The organism is Streptomyces flavotricini (assembly GCF_020639365.1).
Classification (GTDB): domain Bacteria; phylum Actinomycetota; class Actinomycetes; order Streptomycetales; family Streptomycetaceae; genus Streptomyces; species Streptomyces flavotricini.
This window is the reverse complement of sequence record NZ_JAINUL010000001.1, coordinates 8423439-8443269: the sequence shown is the minus strand read 5'-3', so window position 1 is coordinate 8443269 and position 19831 is coordinate 8423439. Positions and strand designations below refer to the sequence as shown.

At 72.9% G+C, this 19831-nt stretch carries 18 protein-coding genes; 3 read left to right on the top strand and 15 right to left on the bottom strand.

Annotated elements, in window-relative coordinates; translation table 11 throughout:
* Positions 1 to 98: 98 nt before the first annotated feature.
* On the bottom strand, positions 99 to 920 hold the full coding sequence (locus tag K7B10_RS38790; RefSeq protein WP_229344278.1) for an AfsR/SARP family transcriptional regulator: 822 nt from the start codon (positions 918 to 920) through the stop codon (positions 99 to 101).
* Positions 921 to 1133: 213 nt separating this feature from the next.
* On the opposite strand from K7B10_RS38790, the gene K7B10_RS38785 reads away from it, so the two are divergent.
* Positions 1134 to 2111 (top strand): AfsR/SARP family transcriptional regulator, encoded by a 978-nt coding sequence (locus K7B10_RS38785; RefSeq protein WP_229344276.1) that lies wholly within the window; start codon positions 1134 to 1136, stop codon positions 2109 to 2111.
* Here K7B10_RS38785 and K7B10_RS38780 read toward each other — a convergent pair.
* The 7 genes from K7B10_RS38780 to K7B10_RS38750 form a co-directional block, all read right to left on the bottom strand.
* The gene (locus K7B10_RS38780) at positions 2037 to 2945 is read right to left on the bottom strand and encodes an MBL fold metallo-hydrolase (RefSeq protein ID WP_229344274.1); all 909 of its coding nucleotides are present in this window, start codon (positions 2943 to 2945) and stop codon (positions 2037 to 2039) included. The two genes, K7B10_RS38785 and K7B10_RS38780, sit on opposite strands and share 75 nt — an antisense overlap.
* A 175-nt stretch (positions 2946 to 3120) precedes the next feature.
* The gene (locus tag K7B10_RS38775) at positions 3121 to 3942 is read right to left on the bottom strand and encodes a 4'-phosphopantetheinyl transferase family protein (RefSeq protein ID WP_229344272.1); all 822 of its coding nucleotides are present in this window, start codon (positions 3940 to 3942) and stop codon (positions 3121 to 3123) included.
* The gene (locus tag K7B10_RS38770) at positions 3939 to 5759 is read right to left on the bottom strand and encodes a beta-ketoacyl [acyl carrier protein] synthase domain-containing protein (protein WP_229344270.1); all 1821 of its coding nucleotides are present in this window, start codon (positions 5757 to 5759) and stop codon (positions 3939 to 3941) included. The genes K7B10_RS38775 and K7B10_RS38770 overlap by 4 nt, the downstream gene beginning before the upstream one ends.
* A gap of 39 nt (positions 5760 to 5798) precedes the next feature.
* On the bottom strand, positions 5799 to 6680 hold the full coding sequence (locus K7B10_RS38765) for a phosphopantetheine-binding protein (protein ID WP_229344268.1): 882 nt from the start codon (positions 6678 to 6680) through the stop codon (positions 5799 to 5801).
* Between the two features lie 34 nt (positions 6681 to 6714).
* A complete protein-coding gene (locus K7B10_RS38760; protein WP_229344266.1) occupies positions 6715 to 7425 on the bottom strand; it encodes a ScbR family autoregulator-binding transcription factor in 711 nt (236 codons plus the stop codon).
* 103 nt (positions 7426 to 7528) lie between these two features.
* Positions 7529 to 8377 (bottom strand): AfsR/SARP family transcriptional regulator, encoded by an 849-nt coding sequence (locus tag K7B10_RS38755; protein ID WP_229344264.1) that lies wholly within the window; start codon positions 8375 to 8377, stop codon positions 7529 to 7531.
* Positions 8378 to 8777: 400 nt separating this feature from the next.
* Positions 8778 to 9416, bottom strand: a complete 639-nt coding sequence (locus K7B10_RS38750; protein ID WP_229344262.1) for a ScbR family autoregulator-binding transcription factor — start codon at positions 9414 to 9416, stop codon at positions 8778 to 8780.
* Between the two features lie 403 nt (positions 9417 to 9819).
* On the opposite strand from K7B10_RS38750, the gene K7B10_RS38745 reads away from it, so the two are divergent.
* Positions 9820 to 10881 carry a ScbA/BarX family gamma-butyrolactone biosynthesis protein gene (locus K7B10_RS38745; protein ID WP_308284675.1) on the top strand — a complete coding sequence of 354 codons (1062 nt, stop codon included), beginning with the start codon at positions 9820 to 9822 and terminating at the stop codon, positions 10879 to 10881.
* A gap of 42 nt (positions 10882 to 10923) precedes the next feature.
* Here the strand turns inward: K7B10_RS38745 and K7B10_RS38740 are convergent, their stop codons facing one another.
* Positions 10924 to 11769, bottom strand: coding sequence for an SDR family oxidoreductase (locus tag K7B10_RS38740; protein ID WP_229344257.1), 846 nt, complete (start codon positions 11767 to 11769; stop codon positions 10924 to 10926).
* A 132-nt stretch (positions 11770 to 11901) separates the two neighbouring features.
* Here K7B10_RS38740 and K7B10_RS38735 point away from each other — a divergent pair, with 132 nt between their 5' ends.
* Entirely contained in the window at positions 11902 to 12576 is a 675-nt protein-coding gene (locus K7B10_RS38735; protein ID WP_229344255.1) for a ScbR family autoregulator-binding transcription factor, read from the top strand.
* A gap of 119 nt (positions 12577 to 12695) precedes the next feature.
* On the opposite strand, the gene K7B10_RS38730 is transcribed toward K7B10_RS38735, so the two are convergent.
* The 6 genes from K7B10_RS38730 to K7B10_RS38705 form a co-directional block, all read right to left on the bottom strand.
* Positions 12696 to 14201, bottom strand: a complete 1506-nt coding sequence (locus tag K7B10_RS38730) for an FAD-dependent monooxygenase (protein WP_229344253.1) — start codon at positions 14199 to 14201, stop codon at positions 12696 to 12698.
* A 166-nt stretch (positions 14202 to 14367) separates the two neighbouring features.
* Positions 14368 to 14757 (bottom strand): DUF6009 family protein, encoded by a 390-nt coding sequence (locus K7B10_RS38725; protein ID WP_053692515.1) that lies wholly within the window; start codon positions 14755 to 14757, stop codon positions 14368 to 14370.
* Positions 14754 to 16352, bottom strand: coding sequence for a DNA primase family protein (locus tag K7B10_RS38720; protein ID WP_229344250.1), 1599 nt, complete (start codon positions 16350 to 16352; stop codon positions 14754 to 14756). Before K7B10_RS38720 ends, K7B10_RS38725 begins: the two co-directional genes overlap by 4 nt.
* 20 nt (positions 16353 to 16372) lie before the next feature.
* Complete coding sequence (locus tag K7B10_RS38715) at positions 16373 to 17485, bottom strand: bifunctional DNA primase/polymerase (protein WP_229344248.1); 1113 nt, start codon at positions 17483 to 17485, stop codon at positions 16373 to 16375.
* Positions 17486 to 18045: 560 nt separating this feature from the next.
* Positions 18046 to 18834, bottom strand: a complete 789-nt coding sequence (locus K7B10_RS38710) for an ABC transporter permease (RefSeq protein ID WP_229344246.1) — start codon at positions 18832 to 18834, stop codon at positions 18046 to 18048.
* On the bottom strand, positions 18831 to 19829 hold the full coding sequence (locus K7B10_RS38705) for an ATP-binding cassette domain-containing protein (protein ID WP_229344244.1): 999 nt from the start codon (positions 19827 to 19829) through the stop codon (positions 18831 to 18833). The genes K7B10_RS38710 and K7B10_RS38705 overlap by 4 nt, the downstream gene beginning before the upstream one ends.
* Between the last annotated feature and the right edge of the window lie 2 nt (positions 19830 to 19831).

The following is a 19831-nucleotide window of genomic DNA, read 5'->3' as shown; positions in this document are numbered from 1 at the left end:
CACCGACCGCGCTTGAGACCGGCTCGAATCGGTGTGTACGACCACCAGGGAAGGCACTGGGAGGGACTGGAGGGACCAGAGGGACTGGACGGACGGGTCTAGGCCGCGTACAGGTCGAAGGTGGACCCCCGGCGCGGCCCCGCCAACACGTCCAGTGCCGGATCCACCGTCAGCATCGCCTGGTGCAGGCGCTGCAGCTGCGGGGACGGCTCCACTCCGAGTTCGTCGATCAGGCGGTTGCGCAGCCTGCGGTAGACGTCCAGGGCCGTTGCCTGGCGGCCGGACCGGTACAGCGCGACCATGGCCTGCGAGTGCAGGCCCTCGTGCTGCGGGTGCCGGGCGATCAGCTCGGTCAGCTCGGCGATGACCTCGACGTGGCGGCCGAGCCGCAGGTCCGCGTCGATGCGCCGCTCGACCGTCACGAGCCGGCTCTCCTCCAGCCGCATCACCTCTATCTCCAGGATCGGTCCCACGCGCACGTCGACCAGCGCCGGGCCGTTCCACAGTCCGAGCGCCCGGCGCAGCATGTCGGCCGCGCGCTCGTCGTCCCCGTCCTCGTACGCGTGCTGTCCGCCCACCACGAGGCTTTCGTACGCGTGGACGTCCACGGCGTCCGGCGGTATCTGCAGCAGGTAGCCGCCGTGCCGGGTCGCGAGCACGTCCTTGGCGCTGCCCGGGACGCCGGGCCCCATGGCCGTGCCGAGTCTCCTGCGCAGCTGCAGGATGTACGTCTGCAGGGTGGTGAGCGCGCTCTGCGGGAGGTCGGTGCCCCAGATCTCCTCCATGAGGGTCTGCACGGGCATCACCCGCCCCGGATAGAGCGCGAGCAGCGCCAGGATCTGGCGCGGCTTGCCAGCCGTCGGAACAATCGAGCCCCCGTTGACCTCGGCACTCAACGGACCCAGAACCTGAATCTTCACGGTGTCCTCCGTATTTCGTCGAGTTCCCATCGATTTCCAGCCTTCGACTCCGGCACGGTAGCGGGGTCCATCATGTCGTCCCGGAATTCTTGAGCGGGTGTCGAGCAGCCCTCCGCTTCATACTGTTGCGGGCCGAAAACAAGCTGGTAGATTCCGCTCAGGGGATAAAAACCGGCACATATTTCATTTCCGCCGGGAGGGGGCACGGTATCCATGGACGACGGCACCGGAACGGACTTCGGCACGGACTTCCGCGTCCTGGGCCCGGTGGAGGTGCTCGACCGCCGCACGGGGACGTATGTCGCGCCCTCCGGAGCCAAACAGCGGTCACTGCTCGGCGCCCTCGTGGTCCGGGCGGGCCGGGTGCTGCCCGCCGAGCGGCTCATCCACGAGCTGTGGGGCGAGCGCCCTCCGGCGGGCGCGGCCAACGCCCTGCACGCCCATGTGGCCCGCCTGCGCCGGCTGCTGCAGGACGCCGCGGGCCAGGACCCGATCTCGACCCGGGCGACGGGCTACGTCCTGGGACGGCCCGGGACGCGGACGGACGCCCACCACTTCCACGACCTCTCCTCGAAGGGCCGCGCGACGCTGGCCGCCGATCCCGTACGCGCGGCGGAACTCCTCGGAGACGCCCTCTCCCTGTGGCGGGGCCCGGCCCTGCACGGCAGCGGGCAGGGCCCGCTCTGCGCGAGGGAGGCGGAGCGCCTGGAGGAACTGCGGCTGACCACGCTGGAGATCCTGTACGAGGCCCACCTGCGCAGCGGCCGGCACGCGGAGGCCGCCCGCGAACTGGAACGGCTGACGGCCCGCCACCCGGTGCGCGAGCGGCTCTACGACCTCCAGATGCTGGCCCTCTACCGCTGCGGCCGCCAGGCCGAGGCGCTCGGCGTGTACGAGCGCGCCCGCCGGCGCCTGGTGGACGAACTCGGCGTGGAACCGGGCCCGGCCCTGCGCGAGCGCATGGAGGCGGTCCTGCACCACGCCCCGTCCCTGTCGGCGCCGGAGCCGGACGCCTCGCTGCACGAACTGAGCGGTGCGATAGCCCGCCTGGGCACCCGGATCGAGGCCCTGGCGCGCGAGCAGCAGAGCCTGGTCCGCCGCCTGAACGGCCTGACCTCAGGCGTGGCACTCCAGGGGCCGCCCGTGGAAGGCGGTCATCTCCGCGAACAGGGCGCCGACGTCAAGGGGTGATCCCTCGGGCAGCCGGCCCTCCGCCTCCGCGTACCCGCGGTGGAGGTTGGGCAGCAGCCGCTCGGAGTCGAGCAGTTCACCGTACGGCCCGAGGTCGGTGCCGCGGGCCAGCTCCAGCGGACTCACCCCGGCCGCGACGCCCTCCCGGGACAGCTCTCGCACCCAGCGCAGGTACTGCTCGTTGACGTCGAACACCTCGGGCCCCGCGACGGCCCCGTGACCGGGTACGACGACCGCGGCCCCCAGCCCCCGCAACTGCTCCAGGGCCCGCAGGCTGCCCTCGACGGACCCCATGACGCAGAACGGTGTGACCCCGTTCATGACGAGGTCACCGGTGAACAGGACGCCCTGATCGGGCAGCCAGACGACGGTGTCGTCGGTGGTGTGGGCGGCCGGTCCGATGTGGATCAGCTCGGCGCGGACGTCCCCCACGTACAGGGTCGTCCGGTCCCGGAAGGTCAGTTCGGGCGGCCGGACCTCGATGTCCCCCCAGCACACGTCGGGCCACAGCCCGGCCATGTGCAGCCCGGCGGCCCGGACCATGGACCGGGTCCGCTCGTGCCCGATGGTGAGCGCCTCGGGGAAGAGGAAGTTCCCGTAGGTGTGGTCCCCGTGGAAGTGCGTGTTGACGAGCGCCCGCGGCGGATGCCCCGCCACCCGCAGCACGGCCCTGCGCAGCTCCCGGGCCCGCTCCTCGGTGGCGGCGGTGTCGACGAGGGCACTGGACCCGCGGTGACTGATGATCCCCGAGTTGTTCAGACACCACCCGCCCTCGGGCTGTACGTGGGCGTGGACCCCGTCCGCCACCTCAAGAACGCCGCTCTCCCGACCCACGCCGCACCCCTCGCCATTCTCCGAATACCCGGCCTCCGAATCCTCCCCCGACCCGCTCAATTCCCCCTGGATTCCTGATCGCCCCGCGCGACGAACCGCCCGGAATTTCCGGTGCTCGATCCCCGGTCAAGCAGAATTCCAATGAACCTGTTTTCTTTTGCCGGTCGAGAGGGCCTCAGATCCCGGCCGGGGCCGGGAGGACCAGGCGGCGCGGGGCCGCGCGGCCCCACGGGAAGCCGTGGTGGAGGTGGACCGCAGGGGGGCGCGCGGCGTCGACCTCCACCGCCACCGCCGCCAGCACCTCCGGCACCGGCTCCACTTCCAGGAACCGCCACCGCTCCGCCGAGTCATCGGCCGGCGGCCGGAACGAGCGCACCCCCCGGTCCTCGGCCAGTGTGAACGCGAAGGAGTCGAACGGCAGCCCCAGCCCCAGCCCCCGCGCCTTCGAGTAGGCCTCCTTCAGCGTCCACAGCCGCAGCGCCCGCCGGTCCCGCGGCCGCCCGGGAGCGGCGCTGGCGATCCAGTCCTGCTCCTCCCCGGAGAACGTCGCGATGATGTTGTCCAGCCCGCGCTCGCCCCGGTCCAGCCGCTCCACGTCCACACCGATCCGCAGCCCCCGCGCGACCCCCAGCAGGTTGTACGCGTTGGCGTGGGAGAGGTTGAAGTCCAGCGCGTCGGCGCCCCGCGGCAAGCCTCCGGCCGGCGTCTGCAGGAACGGCCGCCCGCGCGACGAGCGCCAGATGATCGCCTCGGCCTCCGGGATCCCGGTCTCCAGAGCCAGCACCCGCCGTACCAGCGCGTGCGCCACGAGGTACTGCCGGCGGTCGCGTTCGAACAGGAACCGGCCCGCCACCTCCTGCTCGTTCTCGTCCAGCCAGTACGAGGCCAGCGTCGCGGCGATCCCCGGCGCGAGGTCCTCGTTGGGGCAGAACCACAGGTTGACCGGGGCCGGCTCGTTCTCCCCCGGCCCCGCCGGGTCGAGCGGCAGCGTCGTCATGCCGGCCCCTCCTCGCCGCCCAGCCACAGCGGTACGCGCAGGAAGGCGGATGCGGGCAGCGACACCGGCTCCGGCCCGGCGCCCACCGGCTCCAGCACCGCCCAGTCGACGTCCAGCCCGGACAGCCACAGGCCCCGCAGCTGGTGCAGGTGCCCGGCCTGCCAGAGCGCGGCGAGGTACCCGTCCGTCTCCGGTACGGCTCCCAGCCCCAGCGGGTCGGCCCCGCCGCCGCGCAGATCGGCGCAGGGCGCCCCGTCCCGTACGAACTCCTCCAGGACCCGCGCCAGTTCGCCGGTGTCCGCGACGACGGCCGCGAAGCGGCAGTCCATGGCGGCCCGGCCGGTACGAAGGGCCCGCGCGAGCCGCCCGAGCGGCGGCACCGGCCCGGCCCCGCCCAGCATCCCGGCGAACCGCCGTGCGGTGGCCGCCAGATGCGCCGGGGTCGGCGCGGACAGCAAGAACAGCTCGGGGCCCGCGGATGCCTGCGGCCCGGCGGCGTGCGGCAGGTACTCCTCCAGCACCACCTCCGCGTCCGCGCCACCGGCTCCCCGCACCCCGACGCTGATCCGGCGCGGTCCGTGCTCCTCGTTCTCCCAGGGCCTCGCCCGGGCGTGCCCCGCCCCGGGCGCCAGGACCCGGTGCCCCAGCTGCAGCACGGCCCGGGTCAGCACGGCAACCCCGGTGGCGACCCCCGCGTCCCCCACCAGCGCCCGCACGGCGCCGGCCTCCTCACGTACGAGCCCGTCCACCCCGCCCACTCCGGCGACCCGCAGCGCCTCCCGCGACACCCGCCCGGACACGCCGTCGGGGACGGCCCCCGCGAGCGGGGTCCCGGCTGCCCGGGCGGCTGCCGTACGGGCGCCCGCGGAACGGGATCCGCGGCCGGGGCCGGGGGCCCTCGGGTCGGGCGCGGTGTGGCCGACCGCGCTGCCGCGGACCAGGCAGTGGATGCCGTCCCCGTCGGCCAGCGCCCGCGCCAGCGGCTTGAGCAGCAGCGCACCGACGCCCTCGCCCGCCCCGGGGTGCCGGCTGGAGGGATGCAGCAGCAGCCGTGCGCCGCCGACGAGCGCGGCGGCGCACTCGCCGCGCCGCAGGGCCGCCACCGCGAGGTGCAGGGCGACGAGGACCGAGGACTCGGCGGTGTCCACGGACTGGCTGGGGCCGGTCAGGCCGAGCAGGGCCGAAAGCCGGTTGGGCAGGCTCCACTGGCCGCCCCTCGGCATCGGACGGGGCCGCTCGCGCCGCCAGGTCCGGGAGGCGAGCAGTGCGTAGTCGCCGGGCCCGGCTCCGGTGAACACCCCGACGCTGCGCGGTGTCCCGTCGGCGGCGGTCAGGGCGTCGAGGCGGCCGCCGGTGCAGCCGGCGTCCTCAAGGGCCTCCCACGCGGTTTCGAGGAACAGCCGCTCCTGGGGGTCCATCAGGGCCGCTTCGTGCGCGTCGATCCCGAAGAACTCCGGGTCGAAGTCCTGTACGCGCTCCAGGTAGTGGCCGCGCTCGTCCCCGGGCCGGCCGGCCGGCGGGGTCGAGGCGCTGTCGTACCCGCCGCACGCCTGCCGCCAGAACGCGGCCAGGTCGGGCGCCCCCGGATAGCGCCCGGCCATCCCGACGACGGCGACGGGCCCGGCGACCGGCGGCGCGGCCGGCTCCACGACCGGATCGGCGACGGCCGGCTCCGCGGGCACGGGATGCGGCCGGAGCTCCGGCCGTGCGAGGACGACGGGTCCCGCCCCGGTGGCGGCGCCGGTCAGCAGCGCGGCGACCTGGGTCCGGTCCAGTTGGCCGTTCTTGAACCGGGTCAGGACTTCCTTCTCGTCCATCTGGACGTGCTCCTTCTGGGGGTGTCCGGCGGATCGGCTTCAGCCGCGACGGCCGAGCAGTACGAGGGCCTCGTCCACGGTGAGCCGGTCGTCGCGGATCGCGTCCAGCAGGACGTCGAGGTCGCCCGCGGGAATCGGCCGTACGGAGGGTGCCGGATCGGCGGCTGCGGCGGCGGCGGGGGCGGCTGCGAGGGCGGCTGCGGCTGCGGCTGCGGGGACCACGACCGCGGCGGCCGGGCGGAACGCCGGCTCCGGCGTCCGCGGGGCCGGGGCGAAGTCCTGCGCGGGCCGCGCGTCCTGGACCGCTTGCGCCGCCGCCCCCGTCCGCGTCGCGATGTACGCGGCCATGGCGGCCAGGTTCGGGTGCTCGTACAGCAGGACGGACCGCTCCCGCAGGCCGAAGCTGCGGTTGACGACGGCGATGAACTCCGCGCCCACCATGGAGTCGACGCCGAGCACGTTGAACGCGGCCGTCGTGTTGATGTCCCAGGGGTCGCAGCACAGGATCCCCGCGAGCTGCTCGCGCAGCACCTCCGCGATCCGGGTCGCCGCGGCGGCCGCCGGCGACTGCCGGACGGCCGGGGCGAGCGGCGCCTCGGGCCCCGCGTCCGCCGCGACGGGAGCCGGGGCCGCGGTGGCCGGGGCCGCGGTAGCCGGGGCCGCGGCCGAGCTGTTCGCCGCCGCCCGCGCGACCTCGCGCGCGAAGGACGCCGGGGTCGGGAAGTCGTACAGGTCGGTCGCGCGCACGCGCAGCCCGTACTGGGTGTTGACGACGGCGACGAACTCCACGACCAGCAGGGAGTCGAGCCCCATGGACTGGAAGGTCTGCTCGGGGTCGATCTTCTCCGGCTTGACCCGCAGGACGTCGCCGAGCACTCCGATGAGGTCGGTCAGTACGTCCGCAGGATGTTCCATCGTCATCGCAGGCTCCTCCAAGCCGTCGGGTGGCACACGGTCACGCGCTGCTGCCGGAGTACACGGGACAGGAGGAGTGGTGGTCGCCCCCGTACCCGTCCCGTACGTCCCCCACCCGCCGCGGCGCCGTGTCGGGATCCGGCATCCCGACCCGGAACCTCCGTTCGGCCCCGTCCGGCACCAGGCCCGGCAGCATCAGCGACCACAGCCCCGACACCCGCCGCTGCAGCTCGGCGTACGGCATGCCCGTGGCCGCCAGCGCCTCGATGCCGCAGGCCGCCGCGGCGACCAGGGACTCGATGCTCTCCCAGCGGCCCTCGGCGCGCAGTTCGCCCGCGTCCCGGGCCTCGCGCAGCAGCCCGCAGACCTCCGCGAGCCAGACCCGGTGGAAGTCGGTGGCGAGTGCGGGCAGTCCCGCGCACTCCTTGGTGATGCGGAAGCTGGCCGGGATCGCCGGTTCCTCGCGCAGGTTGAGCGCGAGCCAGTGCGTCGTGTCGACCAGGGCCTGCAGCGGGGAGCTGCCGGACGCGCGCAGTTCGCGCACCGATGCGCGCAGCAGCTCGCAGCCCCGCAGCTGGACCGCCTCCGCGAGTTCGTCCTTGGAGGCGAAGTGGAAGTACAGCGCCCCCTTCGTCACTCCGGCGTACGCGGCGATCTCCAGGAGCGTCGCGTTCGCGTAGCCGTTGCGGTGGAACATCTCGGCGCCCGCGTGCACGAGCTTCCTGCGGGTCCGCTCCGACCTCTCCTGCACGGCGCTGCCTCCTCGGCGCGCGGTCCGGACGCGCCTCCGGCCCCGGGCCCCGGTCCCGGCCGCGTTCCCGGTGTCGGTTTCGGTGTCGCGTGCGGCGGCCATCTCAGCCCACGCGCGCGAGTCGCTCGCCGTTCGCCTCCGCCGCCACCGGGGTCTCGGGGCTGGCCATGAGGATCGAGCGCTGCAGCCTGCGCAGGGCGGCCGAGGGCTCCAGCCCGAGCTCGCGCACGAGCGTGGCGCGCAGCCGCTGGTAGACGTCGAGGGCCTCGCCGCGCCGGCCGGAGCGGTGCAGGGCCAGCATGAACTGGCCGTGCAGGTTCTCGTGGGTGCGGTAGCGGCTGGCCAGCACGGTGAGTTCTGCCAGCAGTTCGCGGTGCCGGCCGATCCGCAGATCGGCCTCGATGCGCTGGTCGAGCGCGCAGAGCCGGGTCTCCTCCAGCCGCCGCGTCTCCATGTCCAGCTGGATGCCGCCGTGTACGTCGGCGAAGGCCGGACCGGACCACAGCGACAGCGCCTCGCGCAACAGCCGGGCCGCGCCCGGGAAGTCGCCCGCGTCCATCGCCCGGTAGCCCATGCCCGCGAGCCGGTCGAACTCGCGGACGTCGCTGGTGCCGCCGCCGCTGTTGAGCAGGTAGCCGCCGGGCAGCGTGACGAGCACGTCCTTCGCGGTGCGCCGGCCCGCGGGGGCCGTTTCGCCCCCGCCGGCGGCCTCGCCCTGTTCCAGGGCGGTCGCGATGAGGGCCCGCAGCTGCAGTACGTAGGTCTGCAGCGTGGTCCGCGCGCTGCGCGGCGGTGCCCCCTGCCACAGTTCCTCTATCAGAGCCGACACCGGAACGACCTGGTCGGCATGGAGCGCCAGCAGCGCCAGCACCTGTCGCGGCTTCGGGGCGGTCGGCGTCACGGAGATTCCGCGTTCCCGCACCGCCAGAGTGCCCAGTACTTCGATGTCCACGCCGTACTCCCCTGTCCGTGGATGAGCCTTCGCCAGTAAAAAACAGGACCGGCGGTTTGTCAATACGAAACCGACCGTGCTGTTTTGTTTCCTCGGCTCAGCTGACCAACCCTCAAAATGCGGCTCTGACCTGCAATGTTGTCGGAGCGTCAGGAAGCGGAGACCGCTGCAGACCCACTCCGCGCCCCCTCCAGAACAGCCCTAGATTTGGCAAAACAAACCGCGAAGTCTTCGCACGGGCAGGGTGAACAAACGCCCCCGGCCCTCCGCGCTCGCACGCGGAGGGCCGGGGGACTACGGGGACTACGGGGACTACGGGGACTACGGGGACTGCGGGGACTGCGGGGACTGCGGGGACCGCGGGGACCGCGGGGCCTACGGGGACCGGGACCGCATACGGCTACCCGGGCCGCCGGTTCGTGCCCGCGGCCTCGAAGCCGGCGAGCCGGTCCGCCGGCACGAGCGTCGGCAGCAACAGCCGCCAGAACCGGGTCACCGTCGCCGCCGACAGCCACGCCCCGTCCCGTACGGCGAGCACCTCGAAGCCCACGGTCGCCGCCACCACGGCGGTCACCACGTCCCCGGCCGCCGCCTCGGGGCGCAACTCCCCCTCCAGCTCCGCCAGCTGCAGCGTTTCCTCGACCCAGCTCCGCCAGCGTTCGCGCAGATCACCCGGACGCGGCCGGGACAGCTCGCCGCTCAGCGCGAAGCCGGCCCGCAGCACCGGATCACCGCGCAGCGCCCCCGCGAGCCCGTGGGTGACGTCGACGAGGAGCTGCACCCGGCCCACCCCGGCCGGGACCGCGTCGTCCTGCGCGTCCCCGGTGAGGGCCAGCAGCCGGGCCAGCGCCGATTCCTCCACCGCGTTCGCCAGTGCGGCCTTGCTGGGGAAGTGGAAGTGGAGCGCCCCGTTGCTCACCCCGGCCAGCGAACTGATCGCGGTCAGCGAGGCCACCGAGAAGCCGTCCCGGTCGAAGGTCTCGGCTGCGGACCGGATCAGGGTCTCGCGCGTACGCGCCGCGCGTTCCTGTTTGACCATCGACTGCTCCGTCACTGCGAGGGGTGCCGCGCCCGCGAAGGCGGGCCGGCGGGTGCTTGCCGCGGAGCCTCGCGAGGCGGCCGCTCACTCCGGACCTCACTATAACAAACCGTCTATGCGGTTTTTGGGAAGAGGGCCGACACGGTTTAGCGTCAACCGAAGTTGGCCGAAGAACACGCCGGGCGACCGGCGGCATTCGGACACCGTTGATCAGCGGACTTGAGGATCACTTAGGCCACGCTCGACCCGCAGGGGGCCACGAAGGGCCCCGAACGGCGGGCCCAGAGTGGGGCAAGAGCCCGGAGAGCCGCTCTGACCAGCGGAAACGTATCACTCGGAAGGAAATCGTCCGCAGCTTGCACGAGCGGATGGTCGGATACCGCTAGAAATTAAACCGGTTGGTATGTATCTTTCCCAGCCAGAGGCAACACGCCCTTCTCGCCAGCGCAGCCCAGGGGGAGCAATGTCTGCGAGTACGTTCCGAGTTGAGCGCACAACGGTCAGCGACGAGCACACGAGGGACCTCTCAGCTGCGACAGCCCAGCCGAGCGGCTTCCGCTTCCCGTCCCTGACCTTCACCGTGCCCAAGGAATTAGTGCACCGAGCGTCCGTCGCCGAGGTCGTCCTGACCGACTGGCAGCGGGTGGACGACACGCACTTCGAACTGACCGCGCAGTGGCCCCGGGGACACAGCTTCTTCACGCCGGTCGCGGACGGCTACCACGATCCGCTGATCGGCTGCGAAACGATCCGCCAGATCGGCATGCTCCTGGGCCACGCCGAGTTCGGCGTCCCGCTGGGCCACCAGTTCATCGTCTGGGACATCGACATAGCCGTACGCCCGCAGCACCTGCGGGTGGGCTGGGCCCCCGCCGCACTCGACATCGAGGTCGTGTGCACGGAGGTCAAGCGGCGCGGCAAGAACCTGTCGGGTCTGCGCTTCGAGGCGGTGCTGCGGCGCGAGGGGGACATCGTCGCCACCGGGGGCGGTTCCTTCTCCTGCATGCCACCGGGGGTGTACGAGCGCGTGCGCGGCGGCCACCACCTCGGCGGCGACTGGTACCAGCTCCCGCTCATCAGCCCGGCCGCGCCGCAGAGCGTGGGACGCATGTCGCCCATGGACGTGGTCCTCTCGCCCACGGGCGAAGCCGACCGCTGGCAGCTGCGGGTGGACACGCGCCACCCCATACTCTTCGAGCACGCGGTGGACCACGTACCCGGCATGGTGCTCCTTGAGGCGGCCCGGCAGGCAACGGCCGCCGCACTGGGGCGGTCCTCCTACCTCCCGCTCGCCATCGCCGGCGAGTTCAAGCGGTACGCCGAACTGGACAGTCCCTGCATGATCGAGGCGAGCCGCCTCCCCGAGCGGGGCCCCGACGGCGAGCAGACGGTGCTGGTGACCGGGTACCAGGACGGCGCCGCGGTCTTCAGAGCCACCGTGACCGCCGGGGAGCACGGCCTCTGATCCGCGGTGGCGGGCGGTGAGCCGCGAGGGCGCACAACACCCTCACAGGGACGAGAAGGCGCGTCGATGATCCTCCGCCCACCCGCGGAAGGTACCCGCGGGACGACCCAGCAGCGCGGGGACCGCCGCCTCCACCCCGGCCTTCGCCCCCGCACGCTGACGCTCCGCACCGGCCAGGAGCGCCTCGGCGAGGTCGCGCGGATAACGCGCGGCCAGCACCGTACGCGCCTGCTCCGGAGCGAGTTCCTCGAAGCGCAGCGGGCGGCCCAGCACCTCGGCCAGCTGGGCCGTCTGTTCCGCCGCGCTGATCGCCCGCGGTCCCGTCAGCGTGTAGGCCCGGCCCGCGTGCCCCTCCTCGGTGAGCGCGCGTACGGCCACCTCCGCGATGTCCCGCGGGTCGACGCACGCGTTGGCCGACCCTCCGTACAGGGCGCGCACCACGCCCTCCGACCGGATGGACCCCGCCCAGGACAGGGCGTTGGACATGAACGCGCGCGGGCGCAGCAGGGTCCAGTCCATCCCCGAGCCGCGCACCAGGTCCTCGGTCGCCCGCTGCCACCGGGTGATCACGTCATCGGCCCGCGGGTCCGCGACGGCCGCCGCGGACAGCTTCACCACGTGCCGTACCCCGGCCGACCGTGCGGCCCGTACGAAGCGCTCGTCGTCGTCCCCGACCCGGCCGGTGACCAGGAACGCCGCCGTCACGCCGCCCAGTGCCCGCGCGAGCGAGGCCGGATCGCCGTAGTCCGCGCGTACGACCTCGGCCGACGCGGGCCCGCCCGTGACCCGGGCCGGATCCCGGGTCATGACGCGGACCGCCAGGCCCGCCGGGAGCCGCCCGACCACTTCCCGCCCGACCGTCCCCGTGGCACCGGTGACGAGAATCATGGGCTTCCCTCCCTGACGTGACTTCTTCTTCCGCCGCCCGCGGCCGATGATGGTCACCCGCTGTAAGATACGAACTGGGCGGTTTTTTTATGACCGCTTTCGACGACAACCCTGAGGAAGGGAGGAGGCACAGTGGCTGAGCAAGTCCGGGCCATCCGCACACGGCAGGCGATTCTTTCCGCGGCGGCCAAGATCTTCGAGGAACACGGCTACCAAGCCGCCACGATCTCCCAGATCCTCGGCGAGGCCGGGGTGACCAAGGGAGCGCTCTACTTCCACTTCCAGTCGAAGGAGGACCTGGCCCAGGGCGTGCTCGCCGAGCAGGACCAGCACCAGCAGCTCATGGTCCCCGAACGCGCCTCCAAGGTGCAGGAGATCGTGGACGTGGTCATGCTGCACGCCCACCGCCTGCAGACCGATCCCATGGTGCGTGCCGGCGTGAGACTGTCGATGGACCAGCTGGCGCAGGGCCTCGACCGCAGCGGCCCCTTCCTGCGCTGGGGCGAGGTCGGCTGCACGCTGCTGGAGCGGGCCCAGGCCCAGGGCGAGCTGCTGCCCCACGTCGTGGTGCCCGAGACCGCGGACGTCATCGTGGGCTCCTTCGCCGGCATCCAGTCCATGTCGCAGGCCATCTGCGACTACGGCGACCTCGTCGTCAGGGTTTCCGCCCTGATGCGCCACCTGCTGCCCAGCGTCGTGGTGCCCTCGGTCCTCGCCTCGCTCGACCTCGCCGAGACCCGCGGAGCCACGGTCTACGCCGAGGCCCGCAAGGCGGCTGACGCGCTGGAGCTCGCGCCCGCCGGCTGAGCCGCGTCCGCCGCCGGCCGGGCCGGGGCCGGGGCGTCCCAGCCCGTACGCCGCCCTGGGCCACCGCCCGGACCGGCACCCGGCCCCGAGCCGGGGTCCGCGCCCCGGCCTCCGCTCCGTCACACGGACTCCGTACGGGCACCCCGGGCGAAGTACACCGACAGGGCGGCGCCCAGGTCCGCGCCGCCCGGCGCCCACGCGATGTAGCCGTCTGGCCGCACCAGCAGCGCCTCGTACGGCACGTCAGGGGTGGGACGGGCGCGCACCACGCGCACGACCCCCTCCCAGCCCCGCGCCTGCTCGCGGTGGCCGGCGCCCTTCTCGCCCAGGAGCAACAGCAGCGGCCGGCCGCCCTGGAGCAGCCGGATGACGTCCGTCTCACCGGCCGAGGTGGTCAGTACGGCATTGTGCAGAAACTTTCCTGCAGACGGGCAGGAACGTCCGGGCTGCGCGGGCAGCACGGCCGGAAGCACCGTGTCCTGCGCGCTGATGAGTCCGCCGAGGTGCCCCTGCGCGCCCTCCTGCGCCAGCAGTCCCGAGAACACCCCGCGCAGGGCGTCGAGCTCGGGCCCCGGCCGCATCAGCGCGAGCTGGGCCCGGGTGTTCTCGACGACCCGCCGGGCGACCGGTCTGCGCTCCGCGTCGTACGTGCCGAGCAGGTCCGGGCCCGCCTCCCCGCGCACCGCTAGCGCCAGCTTCCAGGCCAGGTTGAGGGCGTCGAGGACCCCGGTGCTGAGGCCCTGCCCGCCGATCGGGAAGTGCACGTGCGCCGCGTCCCCCACCAGGAAGACCCGCCCCGCGCGGAAGGTCCGCGCCAGCCGGGAGAAATCGCTGAACCGGCCGAGCCAGCGCGGCTGCGCCATCCCGATCTCGCGTCCGGCGATCCAGGAAACCTCCCGGCGCAGCTCGCCCAGGGTGGGCGGCAGGTGCCGGTCGGCGTGCGCCCCGGTGCAGTTGAGCGTCCGGATGTGCGTCCTGCCCTCGGCGTCGGCCTTGGACACGATCCAGCCGCGCGGGGTCCGGTGCCAGCCCGGGGGCAGCGCGTCCGGTTCCGCGAGCCGGACCGCGCCCATCAGCGCGGAGATCGTGGCCGGGTGGGTGTCGGAGCCGATGCCCGCCTGCTCGCGGACCGTACTGCGTGCGCCGTCCGCCCCCACCACGTGCTCCACCTCGTACACGGCCGGGCCCCGCGGCCCCTCGGCCGTGATCCGCACCCCGTCCGGCCCCTGGACCATCCCGGTCACGCGGTGCCCGCGCAGGATCCGGGCGCCCGCCTCCCGGGCCCGCTCCTCGAACTGCCGCTCCAGCTGCGCCTGGGGGCACTTGAGGATCGGCTCCGGCTCCGTCTCGGGCGCGGTGATGAACAGGCCCGGCAGCCCGGCGAAGTGGAAGGGGCTCCCGGTCCGGGCGCCCCGGGCACCGGCGTACGGGACGGCCGGCCCCGGCAGATGGCCGCGCCGGGCCAGGCACTGCACGGCCCGGGCGTGCAGCGTGGTCGCCTTGGGCCGGTCGCAGACGCCGGCCCGGGATTCGAGGAGCACCGTGTCGACTCCGTACCCGGCCAACTCGGCCGCCACGAGCATCCCGACGGGCCCCCCGCCGACCACCGCCACCTGTGCCCGCATACGACGCTCCCCCTGCACCGCGGCACCCTCCCCGTGGGCACCCCTCAGGCACAGAAATATACCGGGTGTCCCGTTTCTTTTCCAAGGAACGGGAAGCCTCGCGGCGAGCCGCGGAACGGGCTGCCGAACGGGCCGCCCGACGACCACGGAAGGAGCCCGCCCACGGCTACGGAAGGAGCCCGCGCACCGCCGAGGACATCGGACCGCCCTCCGAACGCTCCGTCTTGCGCCCCTTGTTGCCCGGTGCCAGCGTCCGGGCGTCCACCGCCTCGGCCGGCGCCCCGGTCGCGTACAGCCCCTCGGGTGCGGTGTCCCGGTCGTGCGGCAGCAGCCAGAACACCCGCCGCCGGAAGGTGCCCGAGGAACGCGAGGGCTTCGCCTTCGGCCCGAGCAGCGCGTACCCGACCATCCGCCCGTCACGGTGGTACGCGGGCCGCCCGCGCCGCGTCGGAAGCCGGTCCAGGCTCTGGCGGACGTAGTCGAGCCGGCTGATGTCCTCGAGCCAGACGAGGTCCACCTCGTGGACGATCTCGTCTTCTGCGATGAGGGCGCTCATACTGTCTCCTCGTCCGCGAGCAGGCCGATGCCCGGGTAGTACTTGCGCTGGTTGGACAGGATCATTTCCTTCGGCGAGGCCAGTCCCACCGACTCGCGCACGCGCGCCGCGAAGGCCCGGGAAGAGATCGCCGGTGCGCCCTCGTGCTGGCACCAGCCCCTGTACGCCGCGTAGAGCTGCGCTTGCTCCGCCCTCAGATCGGCCTCCAGCCGGCAGGTCTCGCCGATGAAGCGCCCGGTGTGGTCCTCGGTCTCCGCGTACGCCGTCGTCGCGATCCTGACCCGCTCCGGACCCGTGAGGTCCCGGTCGCCGCCGAGGTAGCGGCGGGCGCCGTCGATGAGCCAGTTGAGGATGCCCGGACCCTCCTGGGTGACGAGTACGCCCGCCAGGTTGTCTATCTTGCGGTCGTCGGAGACGACCCGCTCGAACGGGATCAGCCGCATGCGCCGCCAGAACGCGAACCCGCCGGTGCCGACCTCGGGCCGGTGGTTGCCCAGCAGCCACATCTTGTGCGTCGGCTCGAAGCTGAAGAAGTCCTGGCGCATGCGGCGCGCCTTGATGCGGTCGCCGCCGGTGAGCAGTTTGACGCGGGCCTCGTCGAAGCGGTCGCCGGGTTTGACCTCGCTGCACACGATCACGCGACGGCCGTGCAGTTCGGCGAGGTCGGTCGGGTGCCCCTCGTACGGGCGCGACATCAGGAACCCGGGGGGCGCGGCGTCCGCGTAGTCCCCGAGCAGCTTCATCAGGACGTCCAGCAGTACGGACTTGCCGTTCTTGCCGGAGCCGAACAGGAACGGCATGACCTGGGCGCCCACGTCCCCGGTGACGGAGTAGCCGAGCAGCAGCTGGAGGAAGTCGATCATCTCCGCGCCCTCGGGCCCCTCGCCGAAGGTGTCGGTCAGGAAGCGGTTCCAGCGGGGCGTGGGCATCTGCCGCGGCGCCGCCGAGGTGGAGCGGGAGTGGAAGTCCTTCGTGGGCTCGGCCGGGCGGATGTGCCCGGTCCGCAGGTCCACGACTCCGGCGGGCGTGCACAGCGCGTACGGATCGGCGTCCAGGCGCGCCGCGTTGAGCACCATGCCCGGGGCGGACTTCGCCTGCGTGAGCATGGCGTTCATCCCGCTGGTGCTGAGCGTGCGGCGGCGGTGCTGCTGGAGCGCGGCGGCGGGGTGGACGCCCCGGGGGTCGGTGGTCGCGATGGACTCGGCCAGGTCGCCCGCGGACCACATGACGGTGTCGTCCTCGTCGATCTGCCAGCGCGTGCCGTCCCAGCGGAACCAGCCGATCCCGGGAACGTGCCGGTAGTCGTTGCGGTAGAGCTTGACGAACAGCTTGGCGTTGCCGCGGTCGGTGAGCGTGTCGGGCAGCAGTCCGTCGGCCGTCGCCTCGCCGCCGGCCACGGCCAGGGCGTCCAAGGTCTCCAGGGGCTCTGGTGGGCCGCTGTCGGCCCGCTCCCTGCCCGTCGCGTATCCGGCGGGCTCCAACGACTCCAAGGACTCCTGGGACCCGCGCGGCGCCGGTAGGGGCTGCGCGAGGATCTGCGCCGCGACGGCCTGTACGTCGAAACCTGCCGGGATGCCGTCGTTCTCCGCACTCATGTGCGGCCTTGCCTGCGGCCTCACACGCGGCCTCGGAGGGCCAGCGGACGCGCCAGGCCCGCGCTGAGCCCGCCGCGGATGATGGCGCGGCAGCGGCCCTCCTGCCCGGGGCGGGCCTGTTCGGCCGCGTCCTCCAGGGCCCGCATGGCCTCGGCCTCGGTGAGGTGCCCGGCGGCCACGAGTCCTCCGGCGGTGTAGGCGGCGCGGTTCAACTTTTCGGAGAACGCCGCCCCTTCGGGTATCGCCGCGCAGCCTGCGACCTCGGCCAGCACTCCCGCCATGACCCGGTCCGACGCCGCGCGTCCGCCGCCGGCCGCGATGACGGCCTGCCGGGCCCGGGGCGGCACGGGCCGGGGCCCGGGTGCGTCCTCGGCGGGCAGGTGCCCGGTGCGCTCCAGTTCGCCGGCCAGCCAGCCGGGGAGCGGTGCGGGATGCCGTACGGAGCCCAGCGGCCGGTAGACACCGGCGGGGGTCACGGTCCCGGGGGCCACGATGTACCCGCCGTGCGCCCGTACGTCGACCTGCCAGGCGAGGGCCCGGCCGCCGCCCGACCCGGCGGAGCACTGCCAGCGCAGGCCGCCCTCGTTGCGGTACCAGACGTGCAGGCCCCCGGAGGGGGTCCGTACGCGCAGGGTCGTCTCGTCGTCGGCCGGGCTCGTGGCACCGCGTAAGGCGGCCAGCACGCCCAGGGTGTGGAAGCCGTTGGCCAGGCCGGTCAGGTCGACGGTGTCGGCGATGGGGATGCCCGGCAGCAGCCGTTCGCGGCCGGGGAGTTCCGTCGCGTGCGCGTCGATGTCGATGACGACGAGGCCCGCCGGACCGGTGGCGACGCCGACCCCGAGATCGGGCCGGGCGCCCCACCACTGCCGGATCCGCTCGCAGTCGAGGGTCGCGGCGTGGAAGCCGTGGCACCAGCGGCCCGCCCGCAGGCAGTCGCAGGCGCCGCGGTCGTGGCCCGGGACGCGGCACGCCTCGCAGTTGGCCACGGGCGTCTTGCGGCCCGGCGCGAGAGGGTGAACCGGCCACCCCTGGCGCGCGCACCACGTGGCAGTCGTCAGAGGCTGCGACACGACCGCGGCAGCTCTCGTGAACTGCCTTGGGTCGCTGCGCGAAACCCGCAGCTCAGCTGCCATTCACTTCCCCCATCAGCGACTGAAGCGACTCAACGCCCGACAACAGGTTAGCGAAACCGGTGGGAGGCGAGAGGCATATGAGCCAGAACAGATGTACGCGTCCACGAGCGGCCCCAGCGACTGAGCGACTGAAGGCGCAGCGACCGGGCCCCGTTCGGTCGCTCGCTGAGTCGCTCACAGAACACCAGGTCACAGCCTTGCGCAAGACGGAACAGCGACTGAAGCGACTCAAGACCCCTATATATGACGCGCACACGCGCATGCGCACGCGCACGCCAATGTCTCCATATACCCGGACCTTGAGTCGCTTCAGTCGCTGTTTTCCCCAGCCATGCCATCTGACCTGGGCTTTCTCTCCCGCCCTGAGAGCGACCGAAGAGTCGCTCAGTCGCTTTTCCTCAGTCGCTGCCCCCCGCCCGCCGCGCTCCGGGTCTTCTTGAGCGGTTCTGGATGCCCGCTCCGGCGGGAAGAGAGCAGCGACTGAACGACGCGGAGGGGCGGCGCACCCCGACACGGTGTCGGGGTGCGCCGCCCCGGGGGCGGGCCGGGCCGGTCCCCGGCTACTTCGGGTCCCGGTCGAAGGCCGACTTCGACCAGAAGTAGCCGAGCACGGAGAGCGCCAGGCACCAGCCGAGCGCGAGCCACCCGTTGATGCCGATCTCCGTGCCGAGCAGCAGCCCGCGCAGCGTCTCGATGGCCGGCGTGAACGGCTGGTACTCGGCGACCGGCCGGAACCAGCCGGGCATGGCGTCGACCGGGACGAAGGCGCTGGAGATGAGCGGGAGGAAGATCAGCGGCATCGCGTTGTTGCTGGCCGCCTCGGCGTTCGGGCTGACCATGCCCATCCCGACCGCGATCCAGGTGAGCGCCAGGGCGAACAGGGTGAGCAGTCCGAACGCCGCGAGCCATTCCAAGGCGGTCGCGTCCACGGAGCGGAAGCCGATGGCCACGCCCACGGCCCCCACCAGGACCACGCTGGCGACGGACTGCAGCACGCTGCCGACGACGTGTCCGACGAGCACCGAGCCCCGGTGGATCGCCATCGTGCGGAAGCGGGCGATGATGCCCTCGGTCATGTCGTTGGAGACGGACACCGCGGTACCGATCGTGGTGGAGCCGACGGTCATCAGCAGGAGGCCCGGCACGAGGTAGGCGACGTACGCGGAGCGGTCGGCGCCGCCGCCCATGCCCGCGCTCATCACGTCGCCGAAGACGTAGACGAAGAGCAGCAGCAGCATGATCGGTGTCAGCAGCAGGTTCAGGGTCATCGACGGATAGCGGCGCGCGTGCAGGAGGTTGCGGCGCAGCATCGTGGACGAGTCGCGGACGGCGAGGGCGAGCGTGCTCATCGGGCGGTCTCCTTGGGCTGGTCGGTGTCGGTGCCGCCGGTCAGGGCGAAGAACACGTCGTCGAGGTCGGGGGTGTGGACCGTCAGCTCGTCCGCCTCGATGCCGGCGGAGTCCAGCCGGTCGAGGAGGGAGCGCAGCTCGCGCTGGCTGCCGTCACTGGAGATCTGGAGCGACAGCGCCTCGTCGTCCCGGGTGACCTCGCGGAGCGCGAGGGTGGCGTTCCGGTACGCGGCCGGGTCGGAGAAGCGCAGGCGGACGTGTCCGCCGGGGATCAGCCGCTTCAGCTCCTCGGCGGTGCCCTCGGCCGCGATCCTGCCGTTGTTCAGTACGGCGATGCGGTCGGCGAGCTGGTCGGCCTCCTCCAGGTACTGCGTGGTGAGGAAGACCGTGACGCCGTCCGTGACCAGCTCGCGGATGATCTGCCACATGTTGTGGCGGCTGCGCGGGTCGAGACCCGTGGTCGGCTCGTCCAGGAAGATGATCCGCGGGTCGCCGACCAGCGTCATGGCGATGTCGAGGCGGCGCTTCATGCCGCCGGAGTACGTGGAGGCCGGCTTCTTGGCCGCCTCCACCAGGTCGAAGCGCTCCAGCAGCTCCGCGGCGACGCGCCGTCCCCCGCTGCGGGAGAGGTGGTGCAGGTCCGCCATGAGGAGCATGTTCTCCTCGCCGGTGATGAGCCCGTCGACGGCGGAGAACTGCCCGGTGACGCCGATCGCGGCGCGCACCCCTTCCGGCGAGGCGGCGATGTCGTGGCCCGCGACCCGGGCCTGGCCGCCGTCGGCGGTGATGAGCGTGGACAGGATCTTCACGACGGTGGTCTTGCCGGCGCCGTTGGGCCCGAGCAGGGCGAACACGGATCCGGCCGGGATGTGCAGATCGACGCCGTCGAGGACGGTCTTGTCGCCGTACGACTTGCGCAGACCGGTGGTGGAGACGGCGGCGGGCGACGTGTGACCGTCCGCGCGCTTTGGCGTGGGCATGACAGAAGAAGGCATGG

Bases quoted from the DNA above. Each gene is read 5' to 3' on its own strand.
- K7B10_RS38770 (WP_229344270.1), bottom strand. From the start codon at position 5,759: ATGGACGAGAAGGAAGTCCTGACCCGGTTCAAGAACGGCCAACTGGAC.
- K7B10_RS38725 (WP_053692515.1), bottom strand. From the start codon at position 14,757: ATGAGCGCCCTCATCGCAGAAGACGAGATCGTCCACGAGGTGGACCTC.
- K7B10_RS38765 (WP_229344268.1), bottom strand. From the start codon at position 6,680: ATGACGATGGAACATCCTGCGGACGTACTGACCGACCTCATCGGAGTG.
- K7B10_RS38715 (WP_229344248.1), bottom strand. From the start codon at position 17,485: ATGGCAGCTGAGCTGCGGGTTTCGCGCAGCGACCCAAGGCAGTTCACG.
- K7B10_RS38710 (WP_229344246.1), bottom strand. From the start codon at position 18,834: ATGAGCACGCTCGCCCTCGCCGTCCGCGACTCGTCCACGATGCTGCGC.
- K7B10_RS38730 (WP_229344253.1), bottom strand. From the start codon at position 14,201: ATGCGGGCACAGGTGGCGGTGGTCGGCGGGGGGCCCGTCGGGATGCTC.
- K7B10_RS38745 (WP_308284675.1), top strand. From the start codon at position 9,820: ATGTATCTTTCCCAGCCAGAGGCAACACGCCCTTCTCGCCAGCGCAGC.
- K7B10_RS38740 (WP_229344257.1), bottom strand. From the start codon at position 11,769: ATGATTCTCGTCACCGGTGCCACGGGGACGGTCGGGCGGGAAGTGGTC.
- K7B10_RS38720 (WP_229344250.1), bottom strand. From the start codon at position 16,352: ATGAGTGCGGAGAACGACGGCATCCCGGCAGGTTTCGACGTACAGGCC.
- K7B10_RS38775 (WP_229344272.1), bottom strand. From the start codon at position 3,942: ATGACGACGCTGCCGCTCGACCCGGCGGGGCCGGGGGAGAACGAGCCG.
- K7B10_RS38705 (WP_229344244.1), bottom strand. From the start codon at position 19,829: ATGCCTTCTTCTGTCATGCCCACGCCAAAGCGCGCGGACGGTCACACG.
- K7B10_RS38785 (WP_229344276.1), top strand. From the start codon at position 1,134: ATGGACGACGGCACCGGAACGGACTTCGGCACGGACTTCCGCGTCCTG.
- K7B10_RS38750 (WP_229344262.1), bottom strand. From the start codon at position 9,416: ATGGTCAAACAGGAACGCGCGGCGCGTACGCGCGAGACCCTGATCCGG.